This is a genomic window from Waddlia chondrophila WSU 86-1044, assembly GCF_000092785.1.
In the GTDB taxonomy this organism is placed as follows: domain Bacteria; phylum Chlamydiota; class Chlamydiia; order Chlamydiales; family Waddliaceae; genus Waddlia; species Waddlia chondrophila.
In genome coordinates this window covers 2043878-2065593 of record NC_014225.1, presented here as the reverse complement: position 1 = coordinate 2065593, position 21716 = coordinate 2043878, and the positions used below count along the sequence as shown (strand labels likewise).

The following is a 21716-nucleotide window of genomic DNA, read 5'->3' as shown; positions in this document are numbered from 1 at the left end:
AAAAGGTAAAAACGATTTCAATCTCTTTCGTGCAGAATCCTTTCCGCAGATTCATTCGATAAGATGTGGCCGAAGTGGTAAAATTGCACGTCGGCAATCTGCTTGCAAAAGCTCTTCACTTTTTCGTCAGTATGTCCATACCGCAGACCCACAAAAGGGATTCCGGATTGAGAACAATACTCTTCCACAGGGATAAGGTGGGAATATTTATCATTAATGAACATCACAGAACTTGGTTGATATCCGGAGATTTCAAGAAATTTGTGAAGCGCTTCTCCTTTGTGCGTTGCGGCAGTGAAGAGAGATCCTTTGTGAAAAAGGACTCCGCGCTCGTTCATAAAAAACACTTCTTCCTGAGTGGGAGCGGTCTTTGAAAGATCGATGCCGACAGATTGCAGCTGCTCCGCTGTTCGATCCGATAGAGTGAGGTCCCGGGTCGTCAGTCCCATCACTGTGTAACCTTTTCCCTGGAGGTCTTTGACGACCTCATCGATCCCAGGCTCCACCAATTTCACAAATGTGATGTGTTGGATCGCTATCCACTCTTTGAGTGCTGTATGCAAAGCGTTATGGTTGCTGTAGCCATGGGAAAAGTATTCTTTGATTCTATTTTCAAACCATTGGTTGCTGCCAAGTTCTTGCACAGGTTCGATCAAAGTGTTGTCAATATCGAAAACGACCAGCATTCCAGGTTCGAGGTGACCGTAAAGTTCATCCATGCGGGATGTTTCATAAATTTCAGCCGGGAGCACCGTTGCCCAGAACAGTGCAAATAGAAGGAATGTTGTGTTTCTTACAAATTTCATTTTATGCCCATCTTATAAAGCTATACCGATCGTGATCCAAAAATTGGGAATTTGACAAGGATCAGATATAACTAACTTAGCCTTGCAAATCAAGAAATTTTGTACTAATATTATTTGCTTTATGGAAATTTTATCGATCATCATCAGCGCTCCTTCAATTTTTTGGGTGCAGTTAGGGCTGATCCTCTCTTTGACTGCGATCATGGGCATTGTTGTCCGTAAAGTCTTAGGCCATCTTGTTGGGATGGAATCATTGCCGGAGTGGCTGCGCACTTTGTGTGATTCGTTTTATCTTCCTTCCTCCTGGTTAGTTTGGGGCTATGGCATCCTCCTTCTTATTCAGGCGATGGTTGGATCCACAGATCTTTTGATTCCGGCCAGCTTCATCGCGAAAATTCGCCAGCTTTTCTTTCTCCTGTTTACTGCCTGGATCGCGTTGCGTTGGAAATCCCGTTTTCAAAAGAAGCTGGTTAATCGGGTGAGCAGCCGTAAAAGCGCAGCTCAGGATCAAGCTCTGATCCAGGCTATCGGAAAAGTTTTCACGGTGTTTATTCTATTTGTGGTCGGAATGATCGTGCTTGACATTTTCGAAGTGCAGTTGACAGCCTTGTTGGCATTTGGCGGAATTGGCGGCGTGGCAATTGGCTTTGCAGGCAAAGATATTGTTGCCAACTTTTTTGGAGGGCTGATGATCCATATCAATCGCCATTTTGCAATTGGTGAGTGGATCCTTTCACCGAATAAACATTTTGAAGGAGTTGTCGAGGAGATCGGTTGGTACATGACGCGTATTCGTACATTTGCCAGACGTCCCACATATATTCCCAATGCGGTCTTTATCGATGCAATCATTGAAAATCCGGGTAGAATGTACAATCGGCGAATCAAAGAAACTGTCGGCGTGCGTTATGCTGATGTGAAAAAAGTCGATTCCATTGTCAAAGAGATCAGAAAGATGCTGGAAACGCATTCAGCGATTGATCGATCAAAATTTTTATTCGTGCATTTCATGAATTTTGGAGCTAGTTCACTGAATATAGAGGTGTATTGCTTCACTAAAACGACAAATTGGGGGCAGTGGCGCGATATTCAACAGGATGTCCTTTTAAAAATCGCAGACATTATCGAATCTCAAGGCGCTGAAATCGCACTTCCAACCACAACAGTTCATTTATCAAATGATCCTGATCAAGACTCAGGACTTTAGGATCTATTCGAGCACTTCGGTTGCGTAAGCCTTCAGTCCGTCGTCGATAATGCTGATCATATCGATTTTCGAAGGGCAGACAAACGAGGGCAGAGCAAAATCCTCGCCGTCCACAGCTAAAAATCCAAGTTCCTCTGCCATGTCGAAATCCTCTGACATCACTGCTTTGACTAACTGCATGGTCGGGACATCAAGCTCCATGATTTTGTCATAGAGAGTCGGGTCGATGAATGCTCGGTGCTCGCCGTGTTGGCTAGTGGTAAAATCGTATTGCTTGTTTGTTGAATCGATGTGGCCTGAGTAATAGGCTCTGCTGTAGCTGTACTTGTTGAGGCCTAAACGGAAAAAATGCAGGAATTCTCGCTTTGTACTTTCGGGAATGGCGCAAAAAGCGTAGTGATAGAAGCCAAGATAATCTTCCGATTCCACCTTTTTCCCTGTTAACGGATCACCTGAAATCAGCCGCACATACCCCTCCTTAATGCGGTTTGAAATCAGCGCTTCAATGGGGAATCCCTCACGTACTCTAAAGTAGCCGGTACGTCCAGAAATGATGCCTGGCCCAGCAATGCCGATCACTCTTTCAGTTAATATTTTTCCCGTTTTCAATAAATGGCCGATGGAAACAACATCGTGGACATTAAGCGTCCATACAATATCTTCCACTCCTTGAATGGGATCGATTCGATCGATGTGAAGTGAGTGGGTGCCCAAAGGATGGGGCCCTTCGCCGGTGTGCTTCTCTACGTCTTTTGCTTCGGTAAACGCTCTGGATTCCGTTCCTTTTCGATAGATAAGATGCACCTTGCCATCTGTCATTTTGGACAAAGCGGTCAACCCTGCTTGAAATTCTTTTTCCTTTCCTTCTACCTGCATTTCAGCCGGAGGGACGAAAGGAGCCGATTCTACAGCTTTCACAAAAATATTGCGTGGCGTTTTTGCGGGATCGGCTAAAAGGTTGAAGGGGCGTTGCCTGATCCGTGTAAAAATACCGCTTCGGAGAAACCGATCGACCAATTGCTCTTTGGATGCAGAGGCAACGTCGATGGATCCGTGATTGATTTCCTGCTCTTCAGAATCAAGCTCTATGATGATGTCGATGAGTCTTCGTTTCAATCCTCTGCGCACTTCGGCGATTGTTCCTCCTGCAGGAGAAACGAAAACCCTCCCTTCGGTTAGCTTGTCTTCGACAAGAGGCTGCCCAATTTTGACTCGATCTCCTCTTTTTGCGAGAAGTTTGAAACGGATCCCTTTGAAAGGATCTAAGTTGAGTGAAAGGGTTTTTGGCGTTTTATTCTGCTTGGCTTCTCCGCTTAAAGTGAGCGGTTGAATGCTTCCGGCAGGCTTCCCTGAGATGGGGATATCCAATCCTTTGGTAACTTTAATATGAACCATGGCTCCTCTTGATCAACGGTTGATTCAAAAGGTAGCGAATTCAAAGGGTTTTTTGCAACGACTTCCAAGAGTTACCAATACAAATGCCAGGCGCCATCGCAAAAAAGTCCGTGTCCTTGGAGGGTGATCCGCTCGTCATTTTCCTTCATTTCCTCGGCAGGGGCGATCTGGTGAAGGAAAAGTCCTTCATGCACCACGATTTGACCTGGCGAGTATTCGATCAAGACCGGCTCTTCTTCCTGCGAACGCTTCTCCAATTCAGAGCGCGGCAGCTCTTTGACGTCCCGGTAGTGGATATCCCAGCAAAACATCCCTCCTCCTGATCCCGGCAGGGCAATGGGAAGTGTAATGCTTAAGGGGTGAAGTTGATCGACGTTTTTATAACGCCAGGAGAGTTCTTGAAATTGAAGATCGAAGTGTACAGAAGCGATGTTGAATTCGAACACTTCAGAGAAAAGAAAAATGTGGAATCCCGGATATCCGTAATTTTCTTCATAAACAACAGGTTTGCCCGTTTCCTTTTCAAGCACTTCAGCGACTTTCTGATAGAGAGAATCGAAGTGCTCTTTGAGCAAAGGATTGAACCGTTTGGCTTTCATCTTATAGAAAAATTCTCCCTTTTTTCCGGCATCCAGATAGCTGGCCGCCCCGAGTGTATAAAAGGGTAGATCTCCTAAGCGAGGCTCCCACTTGTCCTTCAGGGAATGGAGCTGCTGCTGAATCTGCAGGCACTCTTCAGGGAGTAAACAGTCGTATTGAGAAACCATTAATGGCCTCTACTCCGATTTTAAGAGGTATTTTAAAGCAGCCATCACAGCAACGCCAATGAAAATTCCGGGAGCAAGAAAGAAAAGGGCAAGCGCTCCCCCTCCTAAAATGACTGTTTTGGCCAGCCCTTGCTCTTCAAGGTGGGAATTAAAATCTTTCACATAGCTGATGAACTCTTTGGAAAAATAAAAGCCAACGACTAATCCAACGAGAATTCCGCCATTGAAAGGCTGCCCCAACATCCAAAGAATACCGATGATCAGTAAAACAAAAGCAACAGTATCTTTTGTATTATTGCGCGCATACTCTAATATGCTTTCGATATTTTTGTTTTTTTTGAGGTTTTCGATCGTTTCAGAAAATTTTTTTCCGCTCTCCTCTTTCGTTTCTTTTTCAACGATGATCTCCTCTTCGTGCTCTTTTTTATCTGACATCATCCGACGGGTTCCTCCTAAATAATTTTTTATATAATTTCCTTATATACTGTGAAAAGAAATTTGTCACTATAAAGAATTTGTAGAAATAAGGTATCATTTATCTTTTTCGAATTTTTGTGGCAGAATGGACGCATGACGAAAAACTGGATGATCTGGATCAACAGGGCTCTTTTGGGCTTAATCATGATTTTTACGTTTCTGGCATTTTTTTATTTATGGAAACGTCCTTCGCAAATCCCTATTCCTAAGTTATCTGAGAAGAAAATGATCCTGCCTGAAGGGGCTTTTGCAAAGACAGAGGAGGAATACGATCGGATCGGCCCTCCCCTTCTGCAGTTGAAATTCTTTCCGATGACTCTTCAGTTGCCCGATCTTAGGAATGTCATCGTCTACTATGGAAGGAATGAAAGGCCGGATGCTAATGAGGGGGAGTCGCTTCTGCACTTTTCGATCACAGGGTCGAAAGACTCCGAATCGATTCCTCCGGGAGAGCCGCTGTACCTGGTTTATGATAAGGACCAGCCGCGGATCAAATACGTATTCAGTCCGAATAATAAAGAAACATCCCTTTGGATTGAAGCTGTGCCTTTGGATAAAGAAGCGTCAGTCAGTGTTTCCATGCGCAATGAGTATGGCCAGGTGATTCGAAAGCCTGAACAGTTTGCCCAGTTCAATTTGAAGGAGAAGCAGATGGCCCGTTATGGGGCCAGCCGCTGGGAGATCGGGAAATGGAAAGTGGATGGGACGCTGCTTGCGCGGCAGAGGGCGCGTTGGTATGGCAAGGATCTTTTTCTTGAGAGGCATGGCGGCGAGGAATACAGAGATAAGCTCAACAAGCAGAGAATCGATTTTGGCGAAAAGGATGAGCTTTATTCCATCTATCTGGGGGAGGGGGACGGCGCCGCTTGGATCGGAGGAAAATGGAAGCAAGTTTCTGCAGGGGAAGATACACAGAAATACCCTCTTTTAGTGTTGAGTAAAGTGGAAGATCGCTTGTTGAAATTCGATCTTTGGGATGTCGGAGGCAAAGGAAAGGTCTCGTTGAATGTGATCAAATCAACCGAGACAGCCGCTCCAAGAAATTTGGAGAAAGAGTTTAAATTTGTCGGTGCCCGCACAAGGTCCCAGCTGATGTTTGAAGTGAAAGGGGAGCGGATACTGATCAGTCCCAAGGATTGGTATTTATTTACGGAAGGAAAATGGGTGAAGCTTTCCACTCCGGAGCAGATAGATGCTTATGTTGACAGGAGAGTCACAGGTCCTCTGTTTGTGATCGACGAGATTTTTCGAGACGACGGAAGGCAGCTTCTCGTTGGATTGATTTATAATACGGCCCGTACAGACGTCAAGCTTGTGGAAATCCCGCTTCAGCAAGGAGCAACACCTGTAGTGAAAGACTCGCCGAAGCCTCTCCCAAGGAAAAATGTTGAGGAAGCAGAGGAAGAAAAAACGGATGAGGAAGGCGAGGTTGAAGAGGTGATTCCTGAGGGACAGGAAGAGTACATTGAAAAGATCAGGGAGCGGTACAAAGGCAAGATCCCTGAAGAACACATCGAAAGGATTAAAACATTACGCGGCTCTTTTGACAGAAAGAATGGGCAGTAGGCAAGTGAGATATCGGCATATGACTTATCGTTTAATTGGATTAATATTTTTAATGAATTTGATGCCTCTTTCTGGGCAGACAATCGCTGAAAAGAAAGCGGGAATCGCTTCAGGAGGCAGTGAGCTCGGCCCGGAAATGCAGAAATTTTTAGGCGAACTCAATAGCGAGCTTCAGGAAAGACAGGCAGTTTTGCACAGCTTGCAGAACAGGGTAGTTGAACTGTACGAGCAAGATGCCCCAGAGGAATCTTACTATGATCTCTTAGTCCAGATCAACGATGCCAAGGAAAATATCCGCATCCTTCAAGAGAGCTGGCGGGAGATGGTGACAAAACCTGGTATGCAGGATGAAGGGTACGCTCTTTGGCATCAGCCTGATACAAATCTTCAGCAGTTGATTATCGATTATGGTTCTCTCGATTTTGTCTACATGATTCCTCCGGATATCGCCTCGATTCAGGTCAGCATTAGCTCAAATATTCCGATTCCTCATGCTTCTTGGGGAGAAATGTTGGAGCAGATCTTGCTTCAAAGCGGAGTTGGCATTAAGGAGCTGAATCCTTATTTGCGTCAGTTGTACAGAATCAAAGATGATTTTTCGACTGTCAGGTTGATCACAAGCAATCCCATGGATCTCGAAGCGTATCCCGGGAATGCGCGTGTGAGCTTTGTCTTTTCTCCCGAACCGATGGATGTCAGGAGAGTGTGGTTTTTCCTAGAGAAATTTACCAATCCTAATAGCACGGTCTTGCAAAGGGTCGGCCGGGTGATCATGATCACCGCTGAGGCGGATGCTGTTAAAGATCTCCTCAAAGTCTACGACTTTGTCACTGCAAACAAAAGAGAATTGGAATATAAGGCTGTGCCCCTGTTTCGCGTAGAGGCAGAGGAAATGGCGAAAATCTTATCGACAATTTTTGAAGAATTTATTGAAGAAGAAGATGTCCAGGAAGCAGCGCCGCTTGAGCCTGGACAGAGGCAGGGAGCGGACAATCGCAATCGCCCTCCAATCCGGCAGCCGCCTCAGCGCAGCAATCGATCAAACGGGCAGCTGAGAGGAGTTTCTGCCTTGACTGTGATTGCATTGCCCAAAGTCGCTCAGGCCGTTTTTCTCATTGGAACTGCGGAAGAGATTAGAAAAGCGGAGGAGATTATCCGAGAAGTGGAACACCAAGTCGGTGCAGCTAGAGACAAAAGCATTTTCTCTTATTCCGTTAAACACTCCGACCCAGAAGATTTGGCGAAAATCCTATCAAAAATTTACGAATTGATGATTGCCAACAGAGTGGGTTTTCAGACACAGGACCTTGCACAAGTGGATCAAGAGCTTCAAGAACAGCTGAGGAATGTTGAAGAGCGTGCACGGCAAGAAATTCAGGATGCTGTCAAGCAGGAAAGAGAGAACCTTGAGCGCACCCTGCCAATTCCAAGTTATTTTACTCCTCCTTTCTATCAACAGGGCGGGTATTCAATTAATCCGCGGCCTATTGAAACGCAGCCAGGAGTACAGAATCGGGAAGTTAATGTTGGGCGTGATAATTTTATCGTGGATCCCAAAACAGGAACGTTAATCATGGTGGTCGAGACCGACATTTTGCCTAAGCTCAAAGAGATCATTGCCAAGCTTGACGTTCCCAAGAAGATGGTGCAAATCGAAGTGCTTCTTTTTGAGAGAATTTTGCAGAGGGATATCTCTTACGGATTGAATTTGTTGAAAATCGGATCGGCCGCTTCGCAAAAACATCGGACGTCGACCGTCTGGGCCGGCGGCCTGGACCAGTGCGAGGCGATTGCGGATGCAAGCACCATTGCAACTTGCGGCCGCGGTGTGATCGACTTTTTTATCAGCCGGAAAAAAACAGATAGCGGAATTCCTGCTTTTGATCTGGCTTACAAGTTTCTGATGAGTCAGGACAATGTCTATTTGACAGCAAGCCCTTCTGTGGTTGCGATCAACCAAACGGAAGCTGTCATTTCTATCCAGGACGAGCGGTCGATCCTTGTTGGAACCAATATTACAGACAGTGCAGCTGTTCCAGCGCAAAATGCTTTTACAAGAGCTCAATATGGAATCACGATTCGCGTGACTCCGATTATCCATTATTCTGAAGATACAGATTTCGGTGATCCAGAAAATTATATCACTTTGAATTCGGAGATCACTTTTGATACGATCCCTCCATCGCAGCAAAACTCAAGCCAACCTCAGGTTAACCGTCGGCAGATCATCAATCAGGTGAATATTCCCGATGGCCAGGCGGTAATCATCGGCGGCTTGCAGCGAAAGCAGGGAAGCGATATGTGCGATAAAATTCCATTTTTAGGCGAATTGCCGGGATTGGGCAAACTCTTCAGTACAACACAGTTAACCGATGAGGAAACTGAACTCGTCATTTTTATGACTCCGAAAATCATTTCCGATCCTCGTGAGGATTTTGCGAAGCTGCGCAAGGAACATTTGTGCAGAAGGCCGGGGGATCTTCCCTGTTTCATTGCTAAGTTGAACGAAGCTCTTGAGTGCGAAAAAAAACGTTGCTTACAAGGGTACATGACAATTTTATTCGGACCCAAAAGGCCCAGGTACATCTGCGAGGAGGATGAATGGCATGGCAGATAATGAGGCATCCGATGAAGATCAGACACTGAGGCGTGTTCTTGGAGGGGAGGATGTCAACCGATCCATGGCAGAGCAATTTGGCATGGAGATCTATGATGACCTTACCGGCTATTATGCCCCAAGTGAAGTTTTCAAAATGCTTCCTTATAGCTTTGTTAAAAAACATACGCTGCTTCCCATCAAGGAAGAAGAAAACCTCATAGTCGTTGCTGTCTCCGATCCTCTCAATCTCGATCCTTTGGAAGAGATCAGAATGTTGCTTGGGAGAGAAGTCAAAGCCGTGTACAGCCCCCGGGAAATGATCGAGCTTGCCATTGGCGAACGGTACGATGCGGAAACAGGAGCGGCTTCAGAATTTATCGCCTCCTTGGCAAAGGGAAGGGAGGAGGGAAAAGACGACGAAGTTGAAGTGTACGACCTGTTTGATACGTCCAGAGAGCAATCTCCAATCATCAAGCTTCTCAACTTGATTTTGACAGAAGCGATTCAGCAAGGGGCTTCCGATATCCATTTTGAACCTCAGGAGTCAGGTTTGCGCGTCCGTTATCGAATCGATGGTGTTTTGCAAACCCGCCACTCTCCTTCTCCTGAACTTCAGGCGCAGCTTCTTGCCCGTATCAAGGTGATGGCGAAAATGGATATCGCCGAGCACCGTTTACCGCAAGATGGCAGAATTAAGCTAAGGATGGGAAGGCGTGAAATCGACTTTCGTGTCAGCACAGTCCCCATCACCGGCGGCGAAAGAATTGTTCTCAGGATCTTGGACAAGGGAAATGTGGTGATTGGCCTGTACTCTTTAGGCATGCTGCCGGAGGTTTTTGATGAATTTAAGCGGATGATCAAGCTTCCCGAGGGGATTCTTCTTGTGACAGGCCCTACGGGAAGTGGTAAAACAACAACTCTTTATAGTGCCATCAATGAAATCTACAGCGATGAAACGAACATCATGACGATTGAAGACCCTGTCGAATACAACTTGAAAGGGATTGCACAGATCGGAGTCAAACCGAAGATCAACTTAACATTTGCTGCAGGGCTTCGCACAATATTGAGGCAGGATCCCGATGTCGTGATGGTGGGGGAGATCCGAGATCTAGAAACAGCGCAGATCGCTATTCAAGCATCGCTGACCGGTCATCTTGTCATGAGTACGCTGCATACCAACGATGCCCCTTCTGCGATTACGCGTTTAGTCGATATGGGGATCGAGCCCTACCTTCTCTCTTCGACGATTGTCGGTGTTCTTGCACAGCGCCTCGTCAGACGTATTTGTCCTGATTGCTCCACTGCCTACAAAGCATCTGATGACGAAATCAAGTCGCTCGGGCTTGCCCGGTCCGATTTGAATAACGGGCAGTTATTCAAAGGAGAGGGGTGCAAGGAGTGCTTTGGCTCGGGCTACCGCGGCCGCCACGGCATTTACGAAATGATGGTGATCAACAATCCGATTAAAAAGCAGATTGTGAAAAGCCCGGATGCCGTCGAATTGAGAAAGATCGCCCTTGAAAGCGGTATGTCGAGTTTGCTTTCTCACGGTTCCCATCTTGCCGCTGCCGGAGTTACGACAATTGCGGAAGTTCTTAGGGTGACAAGAGGATTTGAGGAGGTGGAGTAATGCCTCTTTATGCGTATCAAGCCATTGATTCCAAAGGGAAGAAAAAAAACGGACTTATCGATGCCCACAGTGAAAAAGATGCTCGCAGCCGCTTGCGTGACCAGGGAGTGATGGTGGCTTCGATCGAAATGAAGCAAGGCGCAGTCTCTAAAGAGAACATGAATGGCGATCAGCTTCTTGCCTTTACGATGCAGCTTGCTCAATTGGTCGGCGCTGGCGTGCCCATTTATGAAAGCCTCATTGCCCTTGAGGAGCAGTGCAGGCATGAGCGGTATCATCGCATTTTGCTTAGCTTATGTGAACAGATCAAGGCGGGTAAGTCCCTTTCGGCAGCTATGGAAGACTTTCCAGCGACTTTTGATAAACTCTATTATTCAATGATTCGTGCTGGAGAGTCCTCAGGGTCATTGGACGTTGTATTGGAAAAATTAGCAGAGCTTTTAGCTAAACAGTATAAATTGCGCAAAGACATCATGACTGCAATGATTTATCCTGGTATTTTAGCAGGTTTCTGCTTGGTTCTGATTATCATCTTACTTGGCTTTGTCGTTCCGATGATCGAAGGGATATTCCAAGGCAGGGAACTTAATGCGTTTACCGCTTTTGTGATGGGCTTAAGCCACGCTTTCCGCGCCTGGTGGTGGGTGTATGTTCCTGTGGTTTTTACTTTTGCCACGTGGGCGTTTTTCCGATTGCGCACTCCTGAAGGAAAATCGTGGTTGGAAAGGCAGCTGCTCAAGATCCCAGTTATCAAGACATTAATGGTGCAGGCTGCCATTGCGCGTTTCACACGCACAATGGGAACTTTGCTGAATGGAGGAATGACGATGATCGACTCTTTGAAGATTGCGCGCAACGTGATGTTGAATGAGACTTTGGAAAAAGAGGTAAGGAAAGCAGAAGGAAAAATCATTGAAGGAAGTTCCTTGAGTAAGGAATTGTCTAAATCGGAGTGGATCCCTCAAATGGTTTCGCGGATGTTGGCAGTAGGCGAGGATTCTGGAACAACAGTTGTGATGTTGAATAAAATTGCTGATATTTACGAGGAAAATTTGGAAAAAACACTCGACCGTTTGATGGCGCTTGCGCAGCCGATCATCCTGATTTTTATGGGACTGGTGATAGGAACAGTATTGTTGGCAATCCTTTTGCCTTTAGCAGATATGAGCTCGTTTTCATTGTGAAGGGAGTGATCGACGTTTTATGCGATAAGCTGCAATTAAGCAAGGACAGCTTATCGTTTGCAGACATAACAAATCATACATTGCATATTCCGCCGAAGCGCAAACGGGTGTGGAAGGTTGAATTAAAAGTGAATGGCACCACGCTTTACTTGATGCTGTTTCCCGTCCATCATCATCAATTTCCGGGGATAAAACAGCTTCAGTATGTTATCGAAGTGTTAAAATCGCTTAAGCTTAGATTCAGCGATTTTCCAAAAATCCTCGGATATTTTAGGGCGGAGGATGATCGTGTTTTGTACGATGTTGCTGTTTTTCAGAAAGTGGAAGCGGATTTGATACAAAATTATTTTGATGATTGTTCAACAGAAAATCATCAAAAAATTTTCGTGTCACTTAAGGCTTTGGGGAGGGCTTTAGCAGAGCTTCACATGAAAAAAGCTGTGTATCGCAGATCACCGCATAAGAGATTTCTGGAATTTTATGATTTTTGGATCAACGATTTTAAGGAAAAATTTAATCAATTGCATTTACAGCACGAAGCGGGGTTTTATCTGGAAAAACTACATCAGTGCCATTTAGAATCCTTTTCCATCCCTTTTTTAACCGGCGTGATCCATTTAGATGCAGGGCCGCAAAATTTAATGTATGATCCGGAGAAGGGGAAAATTGTTTTTCTCGATCTCGAAGGGATCTCGTTGTCGATCAACAAAAAAATGGAAGGGGAGGGTCCGGTATCCCTTGATTTCGTGAAGACCTATCATTTTTTTATCGAAAAGTTGAGAAGGAATGGATTACCGAAGAAGGCCATTGATTTCTTTGTCGAGAGCTACAGGTTATTTTCAGGAAAACATTTTCCGAATGAATCCCATCTCGTTTATTTTCTGATGTTAGAATTGATTAAGGATCTTTGTTTGCTGCAAAGAAATGGGATGGCTGGCACAAGAATTGCCGATCGAAAAAAAAAGCGGTTCGAAAAGCTTTTTTCGGAGGGAAAATTTTGGATCTAGAGAAACGAGCTATCCAATATTTGCTGCATATAGACTGCATCTTTCAATTTCTGAATAGCTTCCAGATCTACAGGTTCTTTAGAAACACTAGAGATAGCCTGCTCATATTCAGCTTTTAGCTGAAATGCTGGGGGACGATTTCGTCCCAGTCCTTTGATCAAAACATTGATGACTTTTTCATCAATCCCTTTTTCCTGAAGATTTTTTCGTATGGCTAGGGCTTCTTTCGATGAAGATTCTACAGGAATGGGGCTTCCTTCATTAGACGTTTGCAATTCCGGCATTTCTCCCCCTGATAAGACCATTACAAGGGTAAGAGAGATTGCAAACACATCTGCTCTTTTTGCTTGAGCGATGCCTCGATCTGAGATGTCAGTAGGATAAAAAGCAGGAGTGTAAGATTGTGCTTTTTCGTTAATGCCTGATCCGCCCCAATCGGCAAGTTCGAACCGTTCGGGATATCCTTTGTCTCCAAGATGCATCAAGCAGTTTTCAGGTTTAATATCTCCATGAACAACCCCAAAAAAGGGAGATCCACCATAAGTATGGGCGTGTGCTAGGCCACTGAGAAGCTGCTTACAGAGATCTAGGCGGGTTCTCTGCGGAAGAGCGTTGAAAATCTGCATTTTGGAGTTGCTGGAGTCTATACTGCCATCTGCTAGATCTGTTTGATAGAAGGCTTTCTGAGTTTCTCCCGTATTGATCGTGGTTACTTCCCTTGGGGCTGATTGGATTCCCTCTATTTTTTTATCTGCTTTCCCATCTTGTAAATATAAGAGAACTTTATGTTCATTGAACAGCTTTTCGTTTGCTTTTTTATCATGCGCCTCTTTCATTGCCTCGAGCTTTGCTTTGTTAATATTCAATGTTTGAAAAACCGCTCCATTGGAGCCTTCACCAATCGCTTTTTGTAAAACGGAAAGTTGACCGCCTTCGCTTATTCTCACTATGTGTTTTCCGACAGCTAGTTGCTGAGGTTTGGTTTTTACTTTGCCATCTTCTCCAATTTCCAATCCTTTTTGAACAACTTTCAGAATTGTACTGGGCTTTAAACCTGTGTTCAATCCATCTTTTGTTTGCAGCTTGCCTTGGTGTTTCCCATATTGTTCTGCAATGCGATTATAGCGTTCGATCGCTTCTTCACGCACATGCGCTTCCTGTTGCATTCTGCCTATTCCGCCCTCTCCTTCTGCGAGTTTGCGCGCTTCTCCCCTGGAAATCCCCAGCCGCTTCGCAAGGCTTCCGATATTCACATCGTAAGTGTCGCTCCCTTGTTTCACTCTTACATAGCGCGCCTTGTGGAAAAGACTGGAACGCGTTGGTTTGCCGTTTGAATCGATTTTTTTTGCAGCGATGTTGTAAACGTGATTTTCAGTTAAGCTCAGCCTTGTTTTTTTCTTGCCTTTTCCTGCACCTTTAATAAATTTCCCACGACTCTCGGCTACAGCTGTCTTACTTCCAAATTGAACTGTTTGTCCTGTCTGCCCTGTTGGTCTTAAACTGCTCATAAATCACCAAGTAAGGTTAATTTTATTTTCCTAAAATTATTATAACATAAAAAAGTTTTTGTTTTGTTTTTTTAAAAAAAACATTATTAATAAATGATTAAGATGATAGCCTTTGAACGCTTGTAATTTAGGTGCGATCCCACTAAAATTAGAAAAATAGAGATTATTTAATGAGGAAGCGATGAATACAATGACCGTAAAAAGACGCTACATCACCTTAATTGAAATGATCATCGTCATCACGTTGATCGGGATCATTATGGGAGCGTTGGCGTGGCGTTATACAGGAGCGCTGGACAAAGGAAGGGCATTCAAAACGGAGACGGGAATGGCCAGGTTGGAGACAATTTTAAATCTCGCTGTTGCCGAACGCCCAGGGCTCATCGATGATATCGATTCCGAATGGAAAAAACTTGTGGAGAAGTCTTCGCTTGTCGATGATCCTAATAAATTGATCTATGATGGCTGGGGAGACGAATATGATGTATCGGTCGAAGGAGGGGAAATTATCATTCGATCGGAGAACTACGAGAACTACAGAAGGGAAAACCCTTAGTGATTGTCCGCAGGCGTTTCTTGACGCTGATCGAAATGTTGATAGTCGTCTCGATTCTGCTTTTTGTTTCTGGAGTGATCGGATTCAATATCCGCAGGGCGTTAATGACGCAGAGGTTTAACACAGAGACGGCGCTTTTTGTCGATTCTATCCGATTGGCTCAGGATATGATGCTGATTTTGTCCAGAGATGTCTATCTAAAGGTGCGTCCTTGGTCGCAAGATCAAGGAATGGAATACTTTATAGAGGTGGAAGGAGGTGTTCCAAAGGAATGGGAGAGCGTGATCAAGCGGTCTCATCGTGTGATGGAATCTGTTCATTACATCAGCTTTGAAAGGCAGGATTCTTTCCCTTCGCAACCAGGCATGTTGGAGCTTCGTTTCCAGTCCCGAGGATCAATGATGAGCAAGGGGGAGTTGCGTTTTTCTTCTCATGAGGATCCGTTTACAGGCGCAGCCATGCGGCGGGCAGTTTGCCTGAGGGGGCATCCTCAGGCGATCACCAGCCAAATCGTTTCCCAAGTTCCTTTCAGGGGGGAGATGTGGACAGCTTGCAAAGGCAGTGAGGAAGATGAGAATTTCTTTAAGCAGTTGACAGCTTATATGGTAGAGGAGGTCTTGCAGGATCAGCCCAAGAAAAGCGGGTCGAAAGCGGAAAAGAATCATGATCAAACGCAGTAAACGTCCTATTCTCCTGCTTGAAGTGATGATTGCGATTGCTCTCATCGTCATGGCGGCGATCCCTTTGATCTATCCTTATTTCTATTTGCTGCGCACGCAGCGGCATTTTATGGATAAAGTGGAGCTGGATCACGCGGTGAACTTGCATTATGTCAATCTCTTAGAAAAGTTGTATAAGAACGAAGTTTCCTGGGCTTCAATTGTTAATGAGCTGGAGTTTTCCATTTCTCGGGAAGAGCTGCAATCACTTCCATTCAAGGGGAGTTATCGTTTCAAAGTGGAAAATTTTAAACCCAAAGGGGAGCCTGGTGCGGCGTTGACTTTGTATCTAATTGGCTTAGACTACCTCTTTGTTTCCCCATCTGAAGAAAAAAAGGGCTTAAAGTATCACTACGATCTGTTTATCGCGCGCGATTTGGGGGATGGACAGCTTCCACAGGGTGATGAGGAAGAGGAACAAGAAGAATCTGATCAAGAGGAATCGTCATGATTGTTCGCAGGCGGTTTCTCACCATGCTCGAACTTTTAATCTCAATGACTTTGACAGCGATGATTTTGGGTGTGTTAACCTATTTTTATCATGAAATGACGTTGATGGGAGCTGCGCTCGATCGCCAGCAAGAGAAAAATTTTGAGGAGAGATATGTTGAACATCGCTTGGGAACAGTGCTTCCTCATACGATTGCTCCTTCAGAAAAGAATAAGGACTTTCATTTCTTCACATCAACGAGTGCAGCAGCCATCTCTATGGCTGGCAGTCCTAGTTTAGTTTTTGTCTTCGACAATTGCGTTCAGTCTGACAAGGAAATGGCTTATCTGGTGATTGGAAGGATCATGCTTGACAGCCAGGGGCGCCTTTTGTTGGTCACCTGGCCATCTGAAAAGCGGTGGGTGGAAAATGAACCGATTCCGCAAAGCTATGAAGTCTTGATGAAAGGGGTTAAGGAATTGAGTTTTTCTTTTTTTGTGCCTCCAATCAAAGGGAAAATCGATTTGAAAACCGGGAATCCGCGCAAAGAAGAGGAACCTGATCCCTTTGAAGGAAGTCGGGGTAGTTGGATAAGCGAATGGAAGGCTGAGTGGCGGCAGCTTCCCGCAATGATCAGGATGCGCGTTGTCGTTGAGGCTGACGGAAAAGATAAAGTGCTTTTGTATGCGTTTCCCTTTCCGCATGTTAAAGAATCGATAACCTATAATAATTAGCAATATTGGGATAGCTTCATGAATGTATTGATTTTTGTCATGTCGATGCTGATGCTCTTGGTGATGATCACTTTTGGGCGCCTGGAAAGCTTTCGCAGCCACTCTTTTGTGCAGGTGAAGTTCAAAGAGTATATGAAGCACTCTGAGCGCGACTACATCAATGAATCTGCGATGAAGCGCTACCGCGATACAGTTGCGACCAGATCTGAAAAAAAAGAAAAGGAACAGAGAGAAAATAGCAAGGCAAGCTCTAAGCTGAGTTTCAACATATTTGTGGATAAAAAAGAGAGGGATGGCAATCCGCAAAAACTTGCCGTTCATTTGAATACAGCACATTATTTAATCGATTTTTTATATAGAGATCAGGAATTTTATCAGAAATTGGAAGCTTTGCGGCCGAATTTTGTCTCCGAGATGTTGTCCGCTTTGATTGTGCAGTCGGAATCTCTTCCTAAAATCAATCATGTCAAAGAACTTGCGACAATTGATCTCAAGGATCCCGAGTTGAACGATGCGTTTACGCATATGCTTGCAGGTGCATATGTCGAACCTCCCAAAGGGGAGGATAAACGTCCAATTAAGCTGCGGAACGGCTACTATTCGTTGCAGGATTTCATCACTGTTAAGGAAAATAAGCTGGAATTGCGTGTTTTTTTAGCTTCCAGGCAGCTTTTGATGGTTGTTTACGGGAATCCTTCCCTTGTCAACGAGATTATTAGGGTGCGTTATCAACTTTATAAGAGCGTCGTCAACAACGTGATGACGGCGGATCAGGCGAGAGAAGAATTTAGAAATACATTTGGTAATGAGGCTCTTCCCTTCGTTTCACAAGGCTTTTTAAATTTCGATGTTTCAAAGACTAATCCAAACCTTTACCGTTAGCTATTTTTATAAAAAAAGTGTTATATGATAAGGGATCATCATTAGTCATAGGATGGTTTCCTTGGTGCAAACGCGTGAATCTTCCGGAAAGAGTAAACCTTATGGATCTAAGAGGGATTCTAAAGGGGTAAATTTTGCGATCTATTCCCGATTGGCGACGGAAGCGGCTTTGTGTTTGTTTCATTTTGATGATCGTCGTCCGTTTAAAGAGATTCCCCTCGACCCGCAAATTAACCGGACAGGTTATGTTTGGCATATTTATGTGGAGAATCTACCCCGTCGCCTTTGCTATGCATACCGTTTTAAAAAAGGTAAAGGGAAGGTCTTTACTGACTATTACGATTATCAACGGCTGGTCATAGATCCTTATGCCAAAGGGCTGGCAACTTCGTCTGTTTGGGGAGAGGGAATTGGAGAGATGCCTCTTGGCCTGGTTGATGAGGAATTGATCTTTGACTGGGAAGGGGATCGACCTTTGAACCTTCCTCGCGAAGAGATGATGATTTATGAGATGCATATCAGGGGATTTACCAACCATTCGTCAAGCAATGCTCTTTGGCGCGGGAAATTTTTGGGAGCTGTAGAGAAGATTCCCTATTTAAAAAGTCTGGGTGTCAATGCTGTTAAATTGATGCCTATCAACGAGTTCAATGAGCTGGAGTACTTCAGGTACAATCCATTAAATGGGGAAAAGCTGGTTAATTATTGGGGATACTCCCCTTTGCATTATTTTTCTCCCATGAACAGATACGCATCCATTGATGAATTTGGGCAATCGATTCTTGATTTCAAAACGATGGTTAAGGAGTTTCATCGAAATGGCATTGAGGTGATTCTCGATATTGTTTTGAACCATACAGGGGAGAGCGATCAGGAACCCTTTTCGTTTTTTGGCATCGATCCGCAAACGTACTATCTGTTTGATGATCAGCATGAAAAGATGGATTTCACAGGCTGTGGCAATACGATCAACAGCAATCACCCGATTGTGCGGGATTTTATCAAAGATTGCTTACGCTACTGGGTATCTGAAATGCATGTTGATGGGTTCCGTTTCGATTTAGCCGGCGTGATGTTCAGAGGAGTTCATGGGGAACCTCTTAAGAACCCCCCATTGATTGATGCCATTTCCAACGATCCGATCCTTGCTGCAACTAAGCTGATTGCAGAGCCGTGGGATGCTGCGGGGCTTTATTTGTTGGGTAAGTTTTATCCAAGAGAGGAAAGATGGAGCGAATGGAATGATGTTTACCGAGATGTGGTCAGGCAATTTATTAAAGGGGATAAGGGAAAAAATCGAAGCTTTGCTACCAGGTTGTGCGGTTCGGATGATATTTTCGGAAGGAGCCGTACGCCGCGATCCAGTGTGAATTTTATTTCAGCACATGATGGTTTTACCTTGCGGGATCTTGTCACTTACAATCAAAAAGACAACACATCTAATGGGGAAAACAACAGAGACGGGCACCCTGCGAACTTTAGCTGGAACTGCGGAGAGGAAGGGGAAACCGATGACCAGGAGATCAATGACTTGCGGGTCAGGCAAATGAAAAACTTTCATTTGGCTCTCATGCTGTCGCAAGGCATTCCGATGCTTTTAATGGGAAATGAGTATGGACACACCCGTTTCGGGAATAACAATAGCTGGTGTCAAGATAATGAGATGAATTGGTTTCTCTGGAATGAGTTGGAATTGCAGGGAGATTTTTTTCGCTTTTACCGGATGTGTATTCAATTCCGAGCACGTCATCCGCAATTGAGAAGGGGGCGTTATTTGACTCCAGAGGATATTGTTTGGCATGGCAAACAGCCTGATCATCCGGATTGGGATGGGGATACTCAATTTCTTGCCTACTTACTAGTTGATGAAGTGCAGTCGCATCATTTGTTTGCCGCATACAATCCGAGTGCAGAAAATAAGGAAGTGACGCTTCCTCAGGGGGAGTGGAAGCTTATTGCCGACACGTCATTAAGTTCGCCTGATGACTTCCGGGATGAGGAGGAGGCGCCTTTTCTGCCAAGTCAGGAGTATTTGCTAAAGCCCTACAGTATTGCATTGCTTCAATGCTAAATTTGTATTGCAAAATCTAGGTGTCATTTAATATATTCCTCTGACGAATCCACAACAATGAGCTTTTATGAAAACAAAATTCATCCTCTCTCTATTCTTACTGACATCTTGCATTTTTTCTTCTTATGCTTCAGGGCCTCATTCCGAAGTTCTATCCTCAAAATTTGAGAGTTTGGATTCAGAGGAACATGTCGAAACTAAGTATTATATTCATCAAGAAAATCTTTGAGATATTTTCAAATGTTGTGTTTCGAATCCTTAAGCGCACCCTAATTTAAAAATTCTTTTAAGCTACTTTTTCTTTTTCCAGAACCTCTTCTCCATCTTTAAAGACCACTCCGTTGATTACTTTTTCAATCATTTCACAACCTTTGAGTTTTCTCCATTTTTTCTCGGCTGTAGTAGCCAGCTTGAATACCATTGTCAAAGTGGCAGCCACTGAACCGCAGCCTTTGGTTTGCCTTGTCCGGTGTCTTATTGTTGCAAAAGTCGATTCAATCGGGTTAGTTGTCCTGACGTGCTGCCAATGGATCGCCGGAAAATTGTAGAAGGTAAACAGTTGCGCCTTATCCTTCTCAAGACAAGCACAGGCTTTGGGGTATTTGTCTCGGTATGTTTTTAAAAACACCTCAAACGCCGCCAGTCCATCTTCTTTGGTAGGGGCCATATAAATTTCATGAATGGCCTTTTTCGCATTCACTTGAATACTTTTGGGCATTTTATCCAGCACATTGGCCGTTTTATGCACCCAACACCGCTGCTGCTTTGTCTTCGGAAAAACTTCCTCTATTGCCGACCAAAATCCAAGCGCACCATCTCCTATCGCAAGCTCAGGAGCTGTACACAGCCCGCGCCGCTTCAAACTCTCCAATACCTCTGTCCAGGAAATTTTGCTCTCTCTATAACCATTGTGGATCGCCACAAGTTCCTTTTTACCATTAGGAAGAGCGCCAAGAATCACGAGAAAGCAAATTCGGTCATCTCCAAGACGAACATTGAAATAGATCCCATCTACCCAGATGTAAGCGTAGCGCTTTCCTTCAAGAGAGCGCTTGTTCCAGTCTTTGTATTCCTGCTCCCAAGATTGTTTTAAACGAGTGATGTTAGCTGCGGATAATCCTTTCGCATCCTTGCCCATGATCGCTTCAAGTGCATCCTGGAAATTGCTTGTAGAAATCCCCCTGAGGTAAAGAGCTGGAATCACCGCATCAAGAGATGGCACCCTCCTTAGATATTTCGGAAGAATTGCGCTTGAGTACCCTTCAGAGCTCTCTTCTCTGTTTCGAATTCTAGGTTGCTTCACTGATATCGGTCCGATTCCTGTTTGTACTTCTCTTTCAGGGAGGTAGCCGTTGCGGACAAATTGTTTTCTTCCCTCGAAATCCCTCCTGCCTTTCATCGATTCCAGGTATTCATTGACTTCATTTTCAATAGCCTGTTGAAGCAACAGGCGAGCTCCTTCCCTCAATGTTTGTTCCAGCAAGCTGTTCATTTCACTTGTTGCGTGAAATTTATCCAAAGAAATGACATCATTCTTCATGAGCGTATCTCCTATAATTTTTTTTGATTCTAAAATTTCATAGGGTACGCTCTTTTTATCTCAAACACAACTTTTGATCATATCTCATTTTCCTCTCTGAGAGTTTTAAAAAACGTATTCATTTTGAGAGTAATGCTTGCATAACGTTTTACAATCGATGAGAGATAAGGAGTTAATGCAGCTGGCAATACAAGTGGAGTCTTTCCATTTGCATAGTCGTTTAAAACTTCATCAAAATGATCCTTTCCAAATACTCTGGAAATGATCCAGGAAGTCAAAGTCGTTACCACATAGCAACGATCGTAATTTTGGTGGTTTTGGAAGAATTGCAACTCTTCCTTTGATAGTGCAAATTGGAAACTTGTTGCAAGGCTGAAATCAGAAAAATAGAGCAGCTCACCATCTGTCAAAATGTTGTGAAAATGAGCGTCAAAATGTAACATCCCTTTGGCATTTATGAATGCGACGGTGTCTTTAAGATTGTGTTCGACCATTTCAATAGCTTTGTCAATAGAGCCGTCTTCTTTACTCAATTGTTGGCGAAGCCAGGTATTGTTAGCAACGGTGATAAAATGACCCAGCTGAGCGGTTGAATTTTGACCCACCCTGAGTAAACAATCCCCTTTATATCGAGG

Annotated in this window: 19 protein-coding genes; 12 read left to right on the top strand and 7 right to left on the bottom strand. The window is 44.5% G+C overall.

Annotated elements, in window-relative coordinates; translation table 11 throughout:
• Window positions 1-17: 17 nt before the first annotated feature.
• On the bottom strand, window positions 18-806 hold the full coding sequence (locus WCW_RS09230) for a DUF2608 domain-containing protein (RefSeq protein WP_013182950.1): 789 nt from the start codon (window positions 804-806) through the stop codon (window positions 18-20).
• Window positions 807-927: 121 nt separating this feature from the next.
• Between WCW_RS09230 and WCW_RS09225 the strand changes: the two genes are divergently transcribed.
• On the top strand, window positions 928-2013 hold the full coding sequence (locus WCW_RS09225; protein ID WP_013182949.1) for a mechanosensitive ion channel family protein: 1086 nt from the start codon (window positions 928-930) through the stop codon (window positions 2011-2013).
• 3 nt (window positions 2014-2016) lie between these two features.
• Here the strand turns inward: WCW_RS09225 and WCW_RS09220 are convergent, their stop codons facing one another.
• From WCW_RS09220 to WCW_RS09210, 3 genes are all read right to left on the bottom strand, one after another.
• Window positions 2017-3408 (bottom strand): Na(+)-translocating NADH-quinone reductase subunit A, encoded by a 1392-nt coding sequence (locus WCW_RS09220; protein WP_013182948.1) that lies wholly within the window; start codon window positions 3406-3408, stop codon window positions 2017-2019.
• A gap of 71 nt (window positions 3409-3479) precedes the next feature.
• Window positions 3480-4175 (bottom strand): hypothetical protein, encoded by a 696-nt coding sequence (locus WCW_RS09215; protein ID WP_013182947.1) that lies wholly within the window; start codon window positions 4173-4175, stop codon window positions 3480-3482.
• Between the two features lie 9 nt (window positions 4176-4184).
• Window positions 4185-4613 carry a hypothetical protein gene (locus WCW_RS09210; protein WP_013182946.1) on the bottom strand — a complete coding sequence of 143 codons (429 nt, stop codon included), beginning with the start codon at window positions 4611-4613 and terminating at the stop codon, window positions 4185-4187.
• Between the two features lie 132 nt (window positions 4614-4745).
• Between WCW_RS09210 and WCW_RS09205 the strand changes: the two genes are divergently transcribed.
• From WCW_RS09205 to WCW_RS09185, 5 genes are read left to right on the top strand one after another with little or no spacing between them, the layout of a single operon-like run.
• On the top strand, window positions 4746-6218 hold the full coding sequence (locus WCW_RS09205) for a hypothetical protein (protein WP_013182945.1): 1473 nt from the start codon (window positions 4746-4748) through the stop codon (window positions 6216-6218).
• A 52-nt stretch (window positions 6219-6270) separates the two neighbouring features.
• A complete protein-coding gene (locus WCW_RS09200; protein WP_049767140.1) occupies window positions 6271-8835 on the top strand; it encodes a type II secretion system protein GspD in 2565 nt (854 codons plus the stop codon).
• Entirely contained in the window at window positions 8825-10450 is a 1626-nt protein-coding gene (gene gspE / locus WCW_RS09195; RefSeq protein WP_013182943.1) for a type II secretion system ATPase GspE, read from the top strand. Before WCW_RS09200 ends, gspE begins: the two co-directional genes overlap by 11 nt.
• The gene (locus WCW_RS09190; protein WP_013182942.1) at window positions 10450-11634 is read left to right on the top strand and encodes a type II secretion system F family protein; all 1185 of its coding nucleotides are present in this window, start codon (window positions 10450-10452) and stop codon (window positions 11632-11634) included. The genes gspE and WCW_RS09190 overlap by 1 nt, the downstream gene beginning before the upstream one ends.
• On the top strand, window positions 11631-12641 hold the full coding sequence (locus tag WCW_RS09185; protein ID WP_041941617.1) for an aminoglycoside phosphotransferase family protein: 1011 nt from the start codon (window positions 11631-11633) through the stop codon (window positions 12639-12641). Before WCW_RS09190 ends, WCW_RS09185 begins: the two co-directional genes overlap by 4 nt.
• Here the strand turns inward: WCW_RS09185 and WCW_RS09180 are convergent.
• Window positions 12638-14149: a protein kinase domain-containing protein gene (locus WCW_RS09180; protein WP_013182940.1), complete on the bottom strand. Its 1512-nt coding sequence runs from the start codon at window positions 14147-14149 to the stop codon at window positions 12638-12640. The two genes, WCW_RS09185 and WCW_RS09180, sit on opposite strands and share 4 nt — an antisense overlap.
• A gap of 181 nt (window positions 14150-14330) precedes the next feature.
• On the opposite strand from WCW_RS09180, the gene WCW_RS09175 reads away from it, so the two are divergent.
• The 6 genes from WCW_RS09175 (at window position 14331) to WCW_RS09150 (ending at window position 19541) form a co-directional block, all read left to right on the top strand.
• Window positions 14331-14705, top strand: coding sequence for a hypothetical protein (locus WCW_RS09175; protein WP_013182939.1), 375 nt, complete (start codon window positions 14331-14333; stop codon window positions 14703-14705).
• Window positions 14706-14740: 35 nt separating this feature from the next.
• On the top strand, window positions 14741-15385 hold the full coding sequence (locus WCW_RS09170) for a hypothetical protein (RefSeq protein ID WP_143876382.1): 645 nt from the start codon (window positions 14741-14743) through the stop codon (window positions 15383-15385).
• Entirely contained in the window at window positions 15369-15875 is a 507-nt protein-coding gene (locus tag WCW_RS09165; protein ID WP_013182937.1) for a hypothetical protein, read from the top strand. Before WCW_RS09170 ends, WCW_RS09165 begins: the two co-directional genes overlap by 17 nt.
• Entirely contained in the window at window positions 15872-16588 is a 717-nt protein-coding gene (locus WCW_RS09160) for a hypothetical protein (RefSeq protein WP_013182936.1), read from the top strand. Before WCW_RS09165 ends, WCW_RS09160 begins: the two co-directional genes overlap by 4 nt.
• An 18-nt stretch (window positions 16589-16606) precedes the next feature.
• Window positions 16607-17470, top strand: coding sequence for a hypothetical protein (locus WCW_RS09155; RefSeq protein WP_013182935.1), 864 nt, complete (start codon window positions 16607-16609; stop codon window positions 17468-17470).
• Window positions 17471-17534: 64 nt separating this feature from the next.
• On the top strand, window positions 17535-19541 hold the full coding sequence (locus WCW_RS09150; RefSeq protein ID WP_162268161.1) for a glycogen debranching protein: 2007 nt from the start codon (window positions 17535-17537) through the stop codon (window positions 19539-19541).
• Window positions 19542-19827: 286 nt separating this feature from the next.
• Here WCW_RS09150 and WCW_RS09145 read toward each other — a convergent pair whose 3' ends face one another.
• Window positions 19828-21081 (bottom strand): IS256 family transposase, encoded by a 1254-nt coding sequence (locus WCW_RS09145; RefSeq protein WP_013182738.1) that lies wholly within the window; start codon window positions 21079-21081, stop codon window positions 19828-19830.
• 77 nt (window positions 21082-21158) lie between these two features.
• Window positions 21159-21686, bottom strand: a complete 528-nt coding sequence (locus WCW_RS09140) for a hypothetical protein (protein ID WP_013182932.1) — start codon at window positions 21684-21686, stop codon at window positions 21159-21161.
• Window positions 21687-21716 lie beyond the last annotated feature (30 nt).